The organism is Streptomyces sp. NPDC037083, assembly GCF_055606485.1.
Map to the genome: position 1 here is coordinate 127,271 of NZ_JBVJSQ010000005.1, position 13,905 is coordinate 141,175.

Annotated in this window: 15 protein-coding genes; 7 read left to right on the top strand and 8 right to left on the bottom strand. The window is 70.7% G+C overall.

Going from position 1 to position 13,905, the window contains the following annotated elements:
- The first annotated feature begins 126 nt into the window (after positions 1 to 126).
- The 3 genes from pth to ACZ7DE_RS15340 all read left to right on the top strand — a co-directional run bounded on the left by pth (position 127) and on the right by ACZ7DE_RS15340 (position 2,142).
- A complete protein-coding gene (gene pth / locus ACZ7DE_RS15330) occupies positions 127 to 729 on the top strand; it encodes an aminoacyl-tRNA hydrolase (RefSeq protein WP_470761295.1) in 603 nt (200 codons plus the stop codon).
- A 42-nt stretch (positions 730 to 771) separates the two neighbouring features.
- The gene (locus ACZ7DE_RS15335) at positions 772 to 1,314 is read left to right on the top strand and encodes a hypothetical protein (protein ID WP_470761296.1); all 543 of its coding nucleotides are present in this window, start codon (positions 772 to 774) and stop codon (positions 1,312 to 1,314) included.
- Between the two features lie 135 nt (positions 1,315 to 1,449).
- On the top strand, positions 1,450 to 2,142 hold the full coding sequence (locus ACZ7DE_RS15340; RefSeq protein ID WP_470761297.1) for an LPXTG cell wall anchor domain-containing protein: 693 nt from the start codon (positions 1,450 to 1,452) through the stop codon (positions 2,140 to 2,142).
- 71 nt (positions 2,143 to 2,213) lie between these two features.
- Here ACZ7DE_RS15340 and ppc read toward each other — a convergent pair whose 3' ends face one another.
- Positions 2,214 to 4,955 (bottom strand): phosphoenolpyruvate carboxylase, encoded by a 2,742-nt coding sequence (ppc, locus tag ACZ7DE_RS15345; protein ID WP_470761298.1) that lies wholly within the window; start codon positions 4,953 to 4,955, stop codon positions 2,214 to 2,216.
- Between the two features lie 291 nt (positions 4,956 to 5,246).
- On the opposite strand from ppc, the gene ACZ7DE_RS15350 reads away from it, so the two are divergent.
- Entirely contained in the window at positions 5,247 to 6,257 is a 1,011-nt protein-coding gene (locus ACZ7DE_RS15350) for an acyl-CoA desaturase (RefSeq protein ID WP_470761300.1), read from the top strand.
- Positions 6,254 to 6,940, top strand: coding sequence for a TetR family transcriptional regulator (locus ACZ7DE_RS15355; protein WP_470761302.1), 687 nt, complete (start codon positions 6,254 to 6,256; stop codon positions 6,938 to 6,940). The genes ACZ7DE_RS15350 and ACZ7DE_RS15355 overlap by 4 nt, the downstream gene beginning before the upstream one ends.
- 163 nt (positions 6,941 to 7,103) lie before the next feature.
- Here ACZ7DE_RS15355 and ACZ7DE_RS15360 read toward each other — a convergent pair whose 3' ends face one another.
- From ACZ7DE_RS15360 to ACZ7DE_RS15370, 3 genes are all read right to left on the bottom strand, one after another.
- Positions 7,104 to 7,277, bottom strand: coding sequence for a CsbD family protein (locus ACZ7DE_RS15360; RefSeq protein ID WP_069768604.1), 174 nt, complete (start codon positions 7,275 to 7,277; stop codon positions 7,104 to 7,106).
- A gap of 65 nt (positions 7,278 to 7,342) precedes the next feature.
- Positions 7,343 to 7,711 (bottom strand): VOC family protein, encoded by a 369-nt coding sequence (locus tag ACZ7DE_RS15365; protein ID WP_470761304.1) that lies wholly within the window; start codon positions 7,709 to 7,711, stop codon positions 7,343 to 7,345.
- Position 7,712: 1 nt separating this feature from the next.
- Positions 7,713 to 8,510 carry a trans-aconitate 2-methyltransferase gene (locus ACZ7DE_RS15370; RefSeq protein ID WP_470761306.1) on the bottom strand — a complete coding sequence of 266 codons (798 nt, stop codon included), beginning with the start codon at positions 8,508 to 8,510 and terminating at the stop codon, positions 7,713 to 7,715.
- Between the two features lie 88 nt (positions 8,511 to 8,598).
- On the opposite strand from ACZ7DE_RS15370, the gene ACZ7DE_RS15375 reads away from it, so the two are divergent.
- On the top strand, positions 8,599 to 9,096 hold the full coding sequence (locus tag ACZ7DE_RS15375; RefSeq protein WP_069768607.1) for a MarR family winged helix-turn-helix transcriptional regulator: 498 nt from the start codon (positions 8,599 to 8,601) through the stop codon (positions 9,094 to 9,096).
- Here ACZ7DE_RS15375 and ACZ7DE_RS15380 read toward each other — a convergent pair.
- Positions 9,055 to 9,828 carry a LuxR C-terminal-related transcriptional regulator gene (locus ACZ7DE_RS15380; RefSeq protein WP_470761308.1) on the bottom strand — a complete coding sequence of 258 codons (774 nt, stop codon included), beginning with the start codon at positions 9,826 to 9,828 and terminating at the stop codon, positions 9,055 to 9,057. The genes ACZ7DE_RS15375 and ACZ7DE_RS15380 overlap by 42 nt on opposite strands.
- Before the next feature lie 268 nt (positions 9,829 to 10,096).
- On the opposite strand from ACZ7DE_RS15380, the gene ACZ7DE_RS15385 reads away from it, so the two are divergent.
- A complete protein-coding gene (locus ACZ7DE_RS15385) occupies positions 10,097 to 10,564 on the top strand; it encodes a GNAT family N-acetyltransferase (protein WP_470761310.1) in 468 nt (155 codons plus the stop codon).
- Between the two features lie 37 nt (positions 10,565 to 10,601).
- On the opposite strand, the gene galK is transcribed toward ACZ7DE_RS15385, so the two are convergent.
- Genes galK through galT form a run of 3 tightly spaced genes read right to left on the bottom strand, consistent with a single transcriptional unit; the run spans position 10,602 to position 13,809 of the window.
- Positions 10,602 to 11,756, bottom strand: coding sequence for a galactokinase (gene galK / locus ACZ7DE_RS15390; RefSeq protein ID WP_470761311.1), 1,155 nt, complete (start codon positions 11,754 to 11,756; stop codon positions 10,602 to 10,604).
- Positions 11,756 to 12,751: a UDP-glucose 4-epimerase GalE gene (gene galE, locus ACZ7DE_RS15395; RefSeq protein WP_470761313.1), complete on the bottom strand. Its 996-nt coding sequence runs from the start codon at positions 12,749 to 12,751 to the stop codon at positions 11,756 to 11,758. Before galE ends, galK begins: the two co-directional genes overlap by 1 nt.
- Positions 12,748 to 13,809, bottom strand: a complete 1,062-nt coding sequence (gene galT / locus ACZ7DE_RS15400; RefSeq protein ID WP_470761315.1) for a galactose-1-phosphate uridylyltransferase — start codon at positions 13,807 to 13,809, stop codon at positions 12,748 to 12,750. Before galT ends, galE begins: the two co-directional genes overlap by 4 nt.
- Between the last annotated feature and the right edge of the window lie 96 nt (positions 13,810 to 13,905).

Consider the following 13,905-nt stretch of genomic DNA (forward strand, 5'->3'; position numbering starts at 1 on the left):
CGGTGAGTGCCCCTCTGTTGCGCTCTGTTGCACCCTGTCCCGCCGTGCGGAGCGATTGCCCACAGCAGTGTTGGCGTCAGCCGCCGTTCCCTCCGGGGGCGGCGGCTGGCGCGTATCCAAGGAGACATGCACGTGACGACCGATGCCAATGCGCCCTGGCTGATCGTGGGCCTCGGCAATCCGGGTCCGGAGTACGCGATGAACCGGCACAACGTCGGTTTCATGGTGGCGGACCTGCTGGCCGAGCGGATCGGGGGCCGGTTCAAGCGGGCGGGGAAGGCGCAGGCGCAGGTCGTCGAGGGGCGGATCGGTCCGCCGGGGGTGGGGAGTCGGCGGGTGGTGCTGGCGAAGCCGATGTCGTTCATGAACGTGTCGGGTGGTCCGGTGAACGCGTTGCGGGACTTCTACAAGGTGCCGGTGGCGAACATCGTGGCGGTGCACGACGAGTTGGACATCGACTATGGCGTGCTGCGGTTGAAGCTGGGGGGCGGGGACAACGGGCACAACGGTCTGAAGTCGATGACGAAGGCGATGGGTGCGGAGTATCACCGGGTGCGGTTCGGGATCGGGCGGCCGCCGGGGCGGATGCAGGTGGCGGATTTCGTGCTGAAGGATTTCGCGTCGGCGGAGCGCAAGGAGCTGGGTTACTTCGTGGACCGGGCGGCGGATGCGGTGGAGGCGTTGGTGTTGGAGGGGTTGGAGCGGGCGCAGAGCACGTACAACTCGTGACTTGTCGCCCGCCGAGGTTGACGTGTCGTTCGGGCATGGCCAATGATCCCGGCCATGCCTGCCACCGCCGTCCGTTCTCATCGTCGTCCGGGTTCCTCCCGTAGGGGGGTTGCCGGTGGGCAGGTGTCGGTGGTGGCGTTGCGGTGGGGGCGGTTCGCGGCGATGGGTGCGGTCGCGGTGCTGATCCTGATCGCGGGGGTGTGGGGGTCCTGGGGTGTGGCGCAGCACGTGATGCTGACGAAGGGCCGGGAGCAGGGCACGGTCGCGGTGACGCGGTGTGGTGAGGAGATGTGTGCGGGGTCGTATGCGCCGTTGTCGGCGGGGTCGAGGGCTCGTGCGCGGGTGGTGATGGAGAACTCGGTGGCGGTGCGGAAGGGGGAGACCTACGCGGTGGTCCTCAAGCCGGGTGGCGAGGAGGCGGTGCGGTCGGGTCCTGCCGGGGTGTTGTACGCGTGGGTGCCGTTGGGTGGGGCGTTGTTGCTGGCGTCGGTGGTGGTTGCGGGTGGTCTGGGGCGGGTGCGGGCGGGGTGGGTGTTGGCGGGGTCGGGGGTGGCGTTGTTGACGGCGGCTTTCGTGACGATCTGAGAGTGTTTGGCGTCTGCTTTTTACTGCGGGGGGCTATATGTTGCCCGTTTGTGATTGACCGCGGATCAGTGTCGGCAGGAAGCTGAGCCGCCCCCTCCACATCTTCCCTTTCGTCACTCGAAGATGGATTGCCCCATGCGCACCTTTTCCCGTGTCGGCGCCTTGTCCGCCGTCGCTGCTGTCGCGGTGTTCGCCGCGCCTGTCGCCGCACATGCCGCCCCGCCGGGGGACAACGGCGATGTGAAGATCCACAAGTCGACGACGGGCGAGTTCGACGAGCGCAACGAGCCGCACGTCTGCTCGTTCTATCTGGACGCCTTCCACTTCGACGGTCTGGCGAAGGTGGACTGGCACATCGAGGCCTGGGCGCCGGACGCCGACTCCAAGGGCGAGACGGTGAAGACCGGCTCGATCACCCTGGACGGCAAGGGTCACGGCCGTACCGAGGACCTGTCGCTGGCGGACGGGCACTACAAGCTGTTCTGGAACTTCGAGGGCGAGAAGGGGGCCGCGAAGCACAAGGTGTTCTGGACGGAGTGCGAGGACGAGGAGGGCGGTGGCGGCTCCACGTCGTCTCCGTCGTCGTCTCCGTCGGGTTCGGCGTCGTCGTCCCCCTCGGCGTCCGCGTCCGCGTCGCCCGGTTCCTCGGTGTCGGCGGAGCCGTCGGGTTCGGCGGGGTCGACTCCGTCCTCGGCTCCCGGACCGCAGGGCGGTGGCGGCGGCCTCGCCGAGACGGGCAACGGGGCTCCGGTGGGCGCGCTGGCGGGCGTCGCGGCCGTGCTGGTCGGCGCGGGCGGTTACCTGGTGGTGCGGCGGCGCCGGGCCTGACGTCCGCACGGAACATGAGGGTGCCCCCGAGCAGGTACGACGCTCGGGGGCACGCTCGTGTCGGCTGCCGGTCAGCCGGTGTTGCGCAGGCCCGCCGCCACACCGTTGACGGTGAGGAGGAGGGCTCGGGCGAGCAGCGGGTCGGGTTCGGCGCCGGCGGCCGCGGCGTCGCGCTGGCGCTTGAGCAGGGTCACCTGGAGGTAGGAGATGGGGTCCAGGTAGGCGTCGCGGATGGAGAAGGTCTGCTTGAGGGCGGGTGTGGCGTCGAGGAGTTCCCGTTCGCCGGTGACCTTGAGGACTTCGGCGACGGTGAGGGCGTGTTCGGCCTTGATGGTGTCGAAGACGTGGCGGAGCTCGTCGGGGACGAGGGTGTCGACGTAGTGCTGGGCGATGCGCAGGTCGGTCTTGGCGAGGGTCATCTCGACGTTGGAGATGAAGTTGCGGAAGAAGTGCCACTGTTCGTGCATCTCGTCGAGCACGGTGTCCAGGCCCGCCTCGCGCAGGGCCTTGAGGCCGGAGCCGACGCCGTACCAGCCGGGGACGATCTGGCGGGACTGGGTCCAGCCGAAGACCCAGGGGATGGCGCGCAGGCCGTCGAGTGAGACGCCGGAGCCGGGGCGGCGGGAGGGCCGGGAGCCCAGGTGCAGGTCGGCGAGCTGGTCCACCGGCGTCGACGCGAGGAAGTACGTCGGCAGGTCCGGGTCCTCGACGAGGGTGCGGTAGGCGGCGTGGGCGGCGTCCGAGACGACGTCCATGGCGGCGTCCCAGCGGGCGAGGGCCTCGTCGGACTGGCGGGGCGCGGTGTGCAGGGCGGAGGCCTGCAGGGTCGCGGCGACCGTCAGTTCCAGGTTCTCTCTGGCCAGGGAGGGGATGAGGTACTTGTCGGAGATGACCTCGCCCTGTTCGGTGACCTTGATCTCGCCTTCGAGGGTGCCCCAGGGCTGGGCGAGGATGGCGTTGTGGGAGGGGCCGCCACCGCGGCCGACGGTGCCGCCGCGGCCGTGGAAGAGGCGCAGGCGGACGCCGTAGCGGTGGGCGACGTCGCGCAGCCGGCGCTGGGCGCGGTGGATCTCCCACTGGCTGGTGGTGATGCCGCCGAACTTGGAGGAGTCGGAGTAGCCGAGCATGACTTCCTGGACGTCTCCGCGCAGTGCCACCAGTCGGCGGTACGACGGGTCGGAGAGCATGTCCTCCAGGATGGTGTCGGCGGCCTTGAGCTCGTCGGTGGTCTCCAGCAGGGGGACGATGCCGATCTTGGCCCAGCCGGCGTGGAGGTCGACGAGCCCGGCCTCGCGGGCGAGGACGGCGGCGGCGAACACGTCGTCGGCGCCCTGGCACATGGAGATGATGTAGGACTCGATGACCTCGGACCCGAAGACTTCCAGGGCGCGCTTGACGGTGAGGAAGACGCCGAGGGTCTTCTCGCCGGCGGCGTCGACGGGGGCCGGGGTGGGGGCGAGCGGCCGGCGTGACCTGAGTTCCTTGGCGAGGAGCTTGGTGCGGTACTCGCGGGGCATGTCGGCGTAGCGCCAGGATTCCTCGCCGAGGCGGTCGAAGAGCTGGCCGAGGGCGTGGTGGTGGGCGTCGGCGTGTTCGCGGACGTCCATGGTGGCGAGCTGGAGGCCGAAGGCGGCGAGGGTGCGGATGGTGCGGTTCATGCGGCCGTCGGCGAAGAGGCCGCCGCGGTGTTCGCGCAGCGAGGTCTGGATGAGGGTGAGGTCCTGGAGCAGTTCGCTGGTGCCGAGGTAGTCGCGGCCGGGGGCGTGGGGGGTGCCCTTGGCGAGGCGCTGCTTGGTGTTCTCGAGCTTCTGCCGGATGCAGGTGGCCTTGAGGCGGTAGGGCTCTTCGGCGTTGAGGCGCTTGTAGCGGGGGCTGATCTCGGGCAGGCGTTCGAGATCGTTCTTGAGGGATTCGAGGAGTTCCTCGGTGGCGCCGGTGTAGCGGATGGAGTTCGACAGGAAGCCGCGGAGTTCGTCGATGGTCTCCAGGGCGTCGTTGATGCCGTGTTCGTGCTGGAGGATGAGGACGTCCCAGGTCACGGCGGGGGTGACGTTGGGGTTGCCGTCGCGGTCGCCGCCGATCCAGGTGCCGAAGGTGAGGGGGCGCGTGTCGTCGGGGAGCTTCACGCCGACGCGCTCCAGTTCCGCCGTCAGGTCCTCGAGGACGTCGCCCACGGCGCCCGCGTGGAGTTCGTCGAGGTAGTAGATGGCGTTGCGGGCCTCGTCGGTGGGCTCGGGGCGTACGACGCGCAGTTCGTCCGTCTGCCAGACCAGGTCGATGTTCTCGGCGAGGCGGGTGTCGTAGCGGCGGCGGTCGGACTCGATGACGGGGGTCTCGAGGAGTGCGGCGATGCGCCGGAGCTTGTTGAGTACCGACCGGCGCGCGGCTTCGGTGGGGTGCGCCGTGAAGACGGGGCGCACGTTGAGGTTGCGGACCGTCTGCTGGACGTGTTCGGGGTCGGCGTCCTTGAGGCGGTCGGCGGTGCGGGCGAGGAGGCCGCCTTCCGCGGCGCGGCGCTCGCGCAGTTCGCGGCCGCGGTGTACCTGTTCGGTGACGTTGGCCAGGTGGAAGTAGGTGGAGAAGGCGCGGACCAGCTTGGCCGCGGTCTCCAGTTCGATGCCACGCAGCAGCTCGGCGGCGGCTTCGCCGTCCTCTCGGGTGAGGCGGCGGACCTTTTCGACCAGGTCGAGGAGCTCGGGGCCCTCCTGCCGGACGAGGGTCTCGCCGAGGAGGTCGCCCAAACGGCGGATGTCGGCGCGCAGCTCGGTGCTGGTCGTCGTGGTGGCCTGGCCAAGGTCGTCGGCACTGCTCACAGGTGCGGCTCCTTGCAGTGTTGAAGCTCGTCCGGGAGGGAACTCGGATGTCGGCCTGGCGGCAGGCGCCGCATACGGGCCGGACCATCCGGGAAGAAATCAGAGCGGACCGCGCTGTCCGACCGTCTCCAAGGATAGGTGTCCTCGGAGACGCGCAGGTTGGCGGGCTCTTGCCGCTGGGCAGTGCGCTGCCATACTTACGAGGCCGTAGGTTACGGGACCGTAGGAAAACGCCATGGGTTCCGGCGGTACGGCACCCACCCCCATTCCAAGACCCCCCAGGGGACGCGCATGACCACAGGCTCCAACGTGATCGAAGACCCTTCGAAGGCGCCCGACGGCTCCACCACGCCCTCCGCCACCCTGGGTGGCGAGCAGAAGCGTTCGATCGAGCAGATCACGCTGCTGCTCTTCATCGTCGTTCCGTTCCTCGCGGTGCTGGCGGCGGTGCCGCTGGCCTGGGGATGGGGGGTGAGCTGGCTGGACATGGGGCTGATGGTCTTCATGTACTTCCTCGGCTGCCACGGCATCACGATCGGTTTCCACCGGTACTTCACGCACGGTTCGTTCAAGGCGAAGCGGCCGCTTCGGATCGCGTTGGCGGTCATGGGGTCGATGGCGGTGGAGGGTCCGCTGGTCCGGTGGGTGGCCGATCACCGCAAGCACCACAAGTTCTCCGACGCTGAGGGCGACCCGCATTCGCCGTGGCGGTTCGGGGAGTCGGTGCCGGCACTGATGAAGGGCCTGTGGTGGGCCCACATCGCATGGATGTTCGACGAGGAGCAGACCCCGCAGGACAAGTACGCGCCGGATCTGATCAAGGACCCGGCGATCCGTGCGATCTCGCGGCAGTTCATCTTCTTCACGGTGCTGTCGCTGGCGATCCCGCCGCTGGTGGGCGGGCTGGTGACGATGTCCTGGTGGGGCGCGTTCACGGCGTTCTTCTGGGGCTCGCTGGTGCGCGTGGCCCTGCTGCACCACGTGACGTGGTCGATCAACTCGATCTGTCACGCGGTGGGCAAGCGGCCGTTCAAGTCCCGGGACCGGTCGGGCAACGTGTGGTGGCTGGCGGTCCTGTCCTGCGGCGAGTCCTGGCACAACCTGCACCACGCCGACCCGACGTCGGCGCGGCACGGGGTGATGCGGGGCCAGGTGGACTCCTCGGCGCGGTTCATCCGGTGGTTCGAGATGCTCGGGTGGGCGTACGACGTGCGCTGGCCGTCACGCTCACGTATCGATTCGCGTCGTGAGACCGGTGAGGGCGGCTCCCGGCAGGGGAAGGCGACCGCTGAGGCGGCATGATTGACGGCGTGGCGACCGATCCCAGCAGTACCTCCAGTCCCAGCGGTGAAGCGAAGCCGCGGCGCACTCGTCGTACCCGTATGACGGGGGCGGAGCGCCGACAGCAGTTGCTGGAGATCGGTCGCACCCTGTTCGCGGCGAAGGGGTTCGAGGGCACGTCGGTGGAGGAGATCGCGGCGAAGGCCGGGGTGTCCAAGCCGGTGGTGTACGAGCACTTCGGCGGCAAGGAGGGGCTGTACGCGGTCGTGGTGGACCGGGAGATGCGCCGACTGCTGGACATGGTCACGTCGTCGTTGACGGCGGGCCACCCGCGCGAGCTCCTCGAACAGGCGGCCTTCGCACTCCTGGACTACATCGAGGAGTACACGGACGGCTTCCGGATCCTGGTCCGCGACTCCCCCATCCCCCAGTCGACGGGGTCCTTCGCCTCGTTGATCTCCGACATCGCCACACAGGTGGAGGACATCCTGGGCCGCGAGTTCAAGAACCGCGGCTTCGATCCGAAGCTGGCCCCCCTGTACGCGCAGGCCCTGGTCGGCATGGTCGCCCTGACCGGCCAGTGGTGGCTGGACGTGCGCCGCCCGAAGAAGGCGGAGGTGGCCGCCCACCTGGTGAACCTGTCCTGGCACGGCCTGGACGGCCTGGAGGCCAAGCCCCGGCTGATCGGGCACCGCAAGAGCTGATCTGGCACCGCAAGAGCTGATCGGCCGCCGTGCCGATCGGGCACCGTGCCGATCGGGCACCGAGAGCGCCGGGCGCCACGACGTGCGCAGGCCCCCCGTCCCTGGGACGGGGGGCCTGTCTGCGTCAGGGGCGGCGCCGGCGCCCCTGTTCACGTGCGGACGCTCAGTGCTTGAAGACGTCCTTCGTCTTCTCCTTCGCCTGGCGGGCGTCGCCCTTCGCCTGGTCGGCGCGGCCCTCGGCCTCGAGCCTCTCGTTGCCCACGGCACGGCCGACCGTCTCCTTGGCCTTGCCCTTGGCCTGCTCCATCTTCGCCTTGGACTTCTGCTCGCCTGCCACTGTCCATCACTCCCAGTCAGGTCTGCGGGTTGTCTCACCACAGCGAGTGACCCGGCCCGGGTCTTTCAAACCCCGCCGAGGGGTTCCAGGAACTCCAGCCGGTTGCCGACCGGGTCCTGGGCGTAGAAGCGGCGGTGACCGGGCAGGGCGTCGTCCCAGGCGACCCGCACGCCGTGGCCCGCCAGCCGGGCCGCGAACGCCTCGATGCCGGTGACCCGCAGCCCGGGGTGGGCCTTGCTCGACGGCCGGAAGCCGCTCTCGGTCCCCAGGTGGAGCTGGACGGGCCCGGCCTGGAACCAGCATCCTCCGTTCGCCGCGAGCGCGGGCGGCTTGGGGATCTCGGTCATGCCGAGGGCGTCGGCGTAGAAGGCGCGCAGGAGGTCCTCCGAGCCGGGCGGGGCGGCGAGCTGGACGTGGTCGACGGCTGCGAGCACCTCAGCCCTCCTTCCTGGCGACGGCGAACAGGCGGCGGAAGGGCAGGACGGTGCCGTACGGCGCGCTCGGGTAGGCCTCGCGCAGCAGGTCGCGGTATTCGGCGACGAAGGCGTCGCGGGCCTCGGGGTCGTCGGCGAGGGCGTCGAGGGCGGGGCGCAGGCCGGTGCCCCTGACCCAGTCGAGGACGGGGTCCTCGCCCTGCAGGACGTGGTGGTAGGTGGTGGTCCACACGTCGGTCTCGCAGCCGAGGCGGGCCAGCCGGTCGAGGTAGACGCCGGGCGCGTGGACGGAAGTCTCGTGGCGCAGGACGCCGCCGAGGCGGCTCTTCCATCGGGCGCTGCCGCCCAGGTCTCGCATCAGGGCGTGCAGGGGCGCGTCGATGTTGTGCGGGACCTGGAAGGCGAAGGCGCCGCCGACGGCGAGGCCGTCGAGCCAGCCGGCGAAGGCGTCGAGGTGGCCGGGGACCCAGTGCAGGGCGGCGTTCGACACGAGGAGGTCGTAGGTCTCCCCGGGAGTCCACTCGGCGAGGTCGGTGTGCGCGAAGTCCAGGCGCGGGCCCGCGTGCGCAGCGGCGTCGGCGAGCATCTCGGGCGAGTTGTCGTAGCCGGTGATCCGGGCGGTGGGCCAGCGGTCGGCGAGGAGGACGGTGACGTTGCCGGGGCCGCAGCCGAGGTCGGCGATGCGGGGCGGATCGCCGGGCAGGTCGGGGACCCGGGCGAGGAGGTCGGCGAAGGGGCGGGCGCGGTGGCCGGCGTGGCGCAGGTACTGGGCGGGGTCCCAGGAGGGGTTCGTCGTCATGCCGTCACTCTCCCCGGGGCTTTATCTCGATGTCAAGAGACTTGATGTCAAGAGACTTCATGTCGACACAACCACTACACTGATCGTCATGGAGGACGAGGTCGATCGGCTGGTCGCAGCGTGGCGCCGGGAGCGCCCGGACCTCGACGTGGAGCCGCTGGAAGTACTCAGCCGGGTGAGCAGACTGGCCCGGCACCTGGACCGGGCACGCCGGCTGGCGTTCTCCGAGCACCAGCTGGAGCCGTGGGAGTTCGACGTCCTGACGGCGCTCAGGCGCGCGGGAGCCCCGTATCAGCTCTCGCCGGGGCAGCTGCTGACGCAGACGCTGGTGACCTCGGGCACGATGACGAACCGCATCGACCGGCTCGCGAAGAAGGGCCTGGTGGAGCGGCTGCCGGACCCCAGCGACCGGCGCGGTGTGCTGGTCCGGCTCACGGACGACGGCAAGGACCGCGCCGACCAGGCGCTCGCCGGACTGCTCGACCAGGAGCGGGCGATCCTGGCCGAGCTCTCCCAGGCCCAGCGCGGTGAACTGGCGGGCCTGCTACGCCAGTTGACCGCCCCGTTCGACAACATCCCCGGCTGAGGGCAGATCGACCGGTCCGACCCCCGCGCGACGCGCGAGGGCGACCGCGGCGAGCGTGGAGTGCACGCCCAGCTTGCCGAGGACGTTCTGCATGTGGGTGCGGACGGTGTGCGGGGACAGGAAGAGGCGCTCGGCGACGGCCTTGCGCCCCAGGCCCGCCACCATGCACCGCAGCACTTCGCGCTCCCTCGGCGTGAGGGACTCCACCAGCCGTTCGCTCTCGGTGCGGTGCTTGCGGGCGGCCGTCAACTCCCGCAGGACGCCGGTGAGCAGGGCGGGCGGCAGATGGGTCTCCTCGCGCAGCACCCCGCGGATGACCGTCAGCAGACGCGACAGCGAGCAGTCCTTCGCCACCCAGCCGGACGCCCCGGCCTGCAGGGCGAGGGCCGCGCGGCGCGGGTCGTCCTTCTCGGCGAGCACGACGATCCGGACCTGGGGCTGTGCGCCACGCACGCCCGCGACCAGCGATATCCCGTCGACGAGCCCGTCCTCCCCCACCTCCTGCACGGGCACGGCGGGCCGTATGCCGGGCAGGCTGCCGCCCAGGTCGGCGTCGACGAGCAGCACGTCGTACCGGCGCCCTTCGGCGGCCGCGCGATCCAGGCTGCGCAGTGCCGCCGGGCCGCTGCCGGCCGCGGACACGTCGACGTCCGGCTCGGCCGCCAGAGCCGCGGCGAGCGACTCGGCGAAGATACGGTGGTCGTCGACGACCAGTACACGGATGCGAACCACGAAACCCCCTTCCCCAAGCTCCTTGACAGAGCAGGGGATACCCCAAAGGTCCGGAGACGGAGAACGACGACCGGCGCGGACACGACGCCCGGAGGGGGCGCCAGACCGCACGGCCGCCGCCGTGCAGAGACTGCTACCCCCACCGCGGGCGTCGTACCCGGCTGTCTCGCCCCCTGATCAGCACCGGCCCCCACCGGTTCTGTTCACAGGGTAGGGCTGTGGGCTGACAGGGGAAGACAATTTGCAGAACTGGTAGGCCGGCGCGTTTATGGTGTGCCGCATGTTTCGTCTTGAGACAGAAGTCGACAGGACTCGGCGCGATCTTCTCCGTTCCCGGCTCCTGGCCGCCAACACGGAGGCCTCCCCGGTCCTGCGCGCCCTGCGCGGCACCCCGGACGAACGCGAGTCCCCCCTGCACGTGTGGGCCAGCGGGCCGGGGGGTGAACTGGCCGGTGGTCTGGTGGGCCACACCTGGACCACCTGGCTGCACGTCGCCCACCTGTGGGTGGACGCCCGTCTGCGCGGCGCGGGACTGGGCTCCCGGCTCCTCGCCGAGGCGGAACGCGTCGCCCGCGACGAACGGGGCTGCGACCGCGTGCGCCTGGAGACCTGGGACTTCCAGGCGCCGGACTTCTACCGTCGCCAGGGCTACGAGGTCGTGTGCGTGATCGAGGACTACCCGCCCGGCATCACGGAGTACACCCTGACCAAGCGGCTGACGCACGAACCGGGGTGAGGCGGGAGGACCGCCCCGCCCCGGTACCGGGAACCGCTCAGCTCACCCGCCGCGCCCCCGCCGACGGCACCGCCTCGAACACCCGCGGGGCCGTGAGGCCGGCGGCGGCGAAGGCCTCCTCGACGGCCTTGGTGAGGGTGTCGACGTCGGTGGCCTCGGCCAGGACGATCGCCGAGCCGCCGAAGCCGCCGCCGGTCATCCGCGCGCCGAGCGCGCCGGCGGCGACGGCGGTGTCGACGACCAGGTCCAGCTCCGGGCAGGAGACCCGGAAGTCGTCCCGCAGGGAGGCGTGCCCCTCGGTGAGGACCGGGCCGACGGCCCGGGTGTCGCCCGACTCCAGCAGTCGCACCACGCGTTCGACGCGCTCGTCCTCCGTGACCACGTGCCGCACCAGACGGCGGACCTCCTCCTCGTCGCCTAGACGGGCCAGCGCCGCGTCCAGGCCGGCGAACGGGACGTCCCGCAGCGCGTCGACGCCGAGCAGGGCCGCGCCCTTCTCGCAGCCGGCCCGGCGCTTGCCGTACTCGCCGCCGCTGTGCGCGTGCTTGACCTGGGTGTCCACGACCAGCAGCCGCATGCCCTCCGCCTCGAGGTCGAGGGGGATCTGCTTCTGGGAGAGGTCGCGGGTGTCGAGGAACAGCGCGTGGCCGCTCTCGCAGCAGGCGGAGGCGGTCTGGTCCATGATGCCGGTGGGCGCGCCGACGTAGACGTTCTCCGCGCGCTGGCACAGACGGGCCAGTTTCCAGCCGGGCAGCCCGAGTTCGAACAGGTCGTTCAGGGCGAGCGCGACGACGACCTCCAGGGCCGCCGACGAGGACAGGCCCGCGCCGGTCGGCACCGTCGAGGCGAGCTGGACGTCCGCGCCGGTGACCGGATGGCCGGCCTCGCGCAGCGCCCAGACGACGCCGGCGGGGTAGGCGGTCCAGCCGTCGTCCGACCCGGGGGCGAGGGAGTCCACCGTCAGCTCGACGACGCCGCCCTCGATGTCGGACGAGTGCAGGCGCAGCCGGCCGTCCTCGCGCCGGGAGACGGCCGCGAGCGCGGTGTGCGGCAGCGCGAAGGGCATGACGAAGCCGTCGTTGTAGTCGGTGTGCTCGCCGATGAGGTTGACGCGGCCGGGCGCCGCCCAGACCCCGTCGGGTTGCGTGCCGTACAGCTCGACGAAGGCGTCCCGGACCTGCTGTGCCCCCATTACCGCTCCCCTGCGCTGCTTGCGATGTGCTGCGCGAACTCCCACGCGTCCGCGACGATACCCGCGAGATCCGCGCGGGACGGCTTCCAGCCCAGCTGCTCGCGGGCGGTGGCCGCCGAGGCGACCAGAACGGCCGGGTCGCCGCCCCTGCGGGGGGCCGCGACCTCGGGGATCGGGTGCCCGGTGACCTTGCGGACGGTCTCGATGACCTCACGGACGGAGAAGCCGTTGCCGTTGCCGAGGTTGCAGATGAGGTGCTCGCCGGGCTTGGCGGCGGCGACGGCCAGCAGGTGCGCCTCGGCCAGGTCGGCGACGTGGATGTAGTCGCGCACGCAGGTGCCGTCGGGGGTGGGGTAGTCGTCGCCGAAGACCGAGACGGCGTCGCGGCGGCCCTGCGCGACCTGCAGGACCAGCGGGATCAGGTGCGACTCGGGGTCGTGGCGCTCGCCCTGCCCGCCGTAGGCGCCGGCGACGTTGAAGTACCGCAGGGACACCGCGCCGAGCCCGTGGGCGGCGGCCTCGCCGGTGATCATGTGGTCGACGGCGAGCTTGGAGGCGCCGTAGGGGTTGGTGGGCCTCGTCGGCGCGCTCTCGACGATCGGCACCTGCTCCGGCTCCCCGTAGGTGGCCGCGGTGGACGAGAAGACCAGCTTGCGCACGCCGGCCTCGCGCATGGCGCCGAGCAGGGCCATGGTGCCGCCGACGTTGTTGTCCCAGTACTTCTCGGGCTTGACGACGGACTCGCCGACCTGGGAGAACGCGGCGAAGTGGAGCACCGCGTCGAAGGAGGCGTCCAGGTGCTTGGCGGCGTCGCGGATGTCGCCCTCGACGAACTCGGCGCCGGCCGGGACGCCCTCGCGGAAGCCGGTGGAGAGGTTGTCGAGGACGACGACCTCGTGGCCGGCCTCCAGCAGGTGCTGGGCGACGACGCCGCCGACGTAACCCGCGCCGCCCGTGACCAGATACTTGCCGCTCGTGCCGGTGGTGCCGCTCATGAACTCGCTACCTCTCGCAGTCGCCGGGCCGCGAACTCCGGCGGCACGTCGTTGATGAAGACGTTCATGCCCGATTCGGAGCCCGCGAGGAACTTCAGCTTGCCGGAAGTGCGGCGGATGGTGAAAAGCTCGAGGTGCAGCGCGAAGTCGTCGCGGTTGACGCCCTCGAACTCCTCCAGCGCGCCGAACGGCGCCTGGTGCCAGGCGGAGATGTACGGCGTGGGCGGTTCACCTTCGCCGAAGATCCGGTCGAAGCGCCTCAAGAGTTCCAGGTAAACCTTGGGAAACTCTGTGCGCGCGCCCTCGTCGAGGCCGAGCAGGTCGGGGACCCGGCCCTTGGGGTAGAGGTGCACCTCGTAGGGCCAGTGCGCCGCGTACGGCACGAACGCGACCCAGTGTTCACCCTCCAGGACGACCCGCTCGTCGGCGAGTTCACGCTCCAGGACGGCGTCGAAGAGGTTCTCCCCGCCCGTCGCCTCCTTGTGCGCGGCGACCGAACGCAGCATCAGGGCGGTGCGGGGGGTGGTGAAGGGGTAGGCGTAGATCTGCCCGTGCGGGTGACCCAGGGTCACGCCGATCTCGGCGCCGCGGTTCTCGAAGCAGAACACCTGTTCCACGGAGGGCAGATGCGACAGCTCGGACGTGCGGTCCGTCCACGCCTCGAGGACCAGTCCCGCCTGTTCCTCGGTGAGGTCGGCGAAGGACGCGTTGTGGTCGGAGGTGAAGCAGACCACCTCGCAGCGCCCGGAGTCGCCGGCCAGGGAGGGGAAGCGGTTCTCGAAGACGACGGCGTCGTAGGACGAGTCCGGGATCTCGCTGAGCCGGTCGCCCTGCGACGGGCAGAGCGGGCACTCGTCGGCCGGCGGGTGATAGGTGCGCCCCTGCCGGTGCGAGGCGACGGCGATGGAGTCGCCGAGCAGCGGGTCCCGCCGTACCTCCGAAGTGGTGACCGTGGGGTCCAGGGGACGCCTGTCCACCGCGTCACGCACCGAGTCGTCCCGCTGGTCGTAGTAGATCAGCTCACGACCGTCGGCCAAGCGGGTCGAGGTCTTCTTCACCGCGACTCTCCTCCGTAGCTCCAGGTCCTCGGACCTGGATCCGTACACCTAGCGGGCTTCCAACAGAACCGAACACATAAAAGCATAAAACCCCAC

What these genes read in the sequence shown, in the direction of transcription:
- pth (WP_470761295.1), top strand. Translation starts at nt 127, where the DNA reads ATGCACGTGACGACCGATGCCAATGCGCCCTGGCTGATCGTGGGCCTC.
- ACZ7DE_RS15335 (WP_470761296.1), top strand. Translation starts at nt 772, where the DNA reads ATGATCCCGGCCATGCCTGCCACCGCCGTCCGTTCTCATCGTCGTCCG.
- ACZ7DE_RS15340 (WP_470761297.1), top strand. Translation starts at nt 1,450, where the DNA reads ATGCGCACCTTTTCCCGTGTCGGCGCCTTGTCCGCCGTCGCTGCTGTC.
- ACZ7DE_RS15350 (WP_470761300.1), top strand. Translation starts at nt 5,247, where the DNA reads ATGACCACAGGCTCCAACGTGATCGAAGACCCTTCGAAGGCGCCCGAC.
- ACZ7DE_RS15355 (WP_470761302.1), top strand. Translation starts at nt 6,254, where the DNA reads ATGATTGACGGCGTGGCGACCGATCCCAGCAGTACCTCCAGTCCCAGC.
- ACZ7DE_RS15370 (WP_470761306.1), bottom strand. Translation starts at nt 8,510, where the DNA reads ATGACGACGAACCCCTCCTGGGACCCCGCCCAGTACCTGCGCCACGCC.
- ACZ7DE_RS15375 (WP_069768607.1), top strand. Translation starts at nt 8,599, where the DNA reads ATGGAGGACGAGGTCGATCGGCTGGTCGCAGCGTGGCGCCGGGAGCGC.
- ACZ7DE_RS15385 (WP_470761310.1), top strand. Translation starts at nt 10,097, where the DNA reads ATGGTGTGCCGCATGTTTCGTCTTGAGACAGAAGTCGACAGGACTCGG.
- galK (WP_470761311.1), bottom strand. Translation starts at nt 11,756, where the DNA reads ATGGGGGCACAGCAGGTCCGGGACGCCTTCGTCGAGCTGTACGGCACG.
- galE (WP_470761313.1), bottom strand. Translation starts at nt 12,751, where the DNA reads ATGAGCGGCACCACCGGCACGAGCGGCAAGTATCTGGTCACGGGCGGC.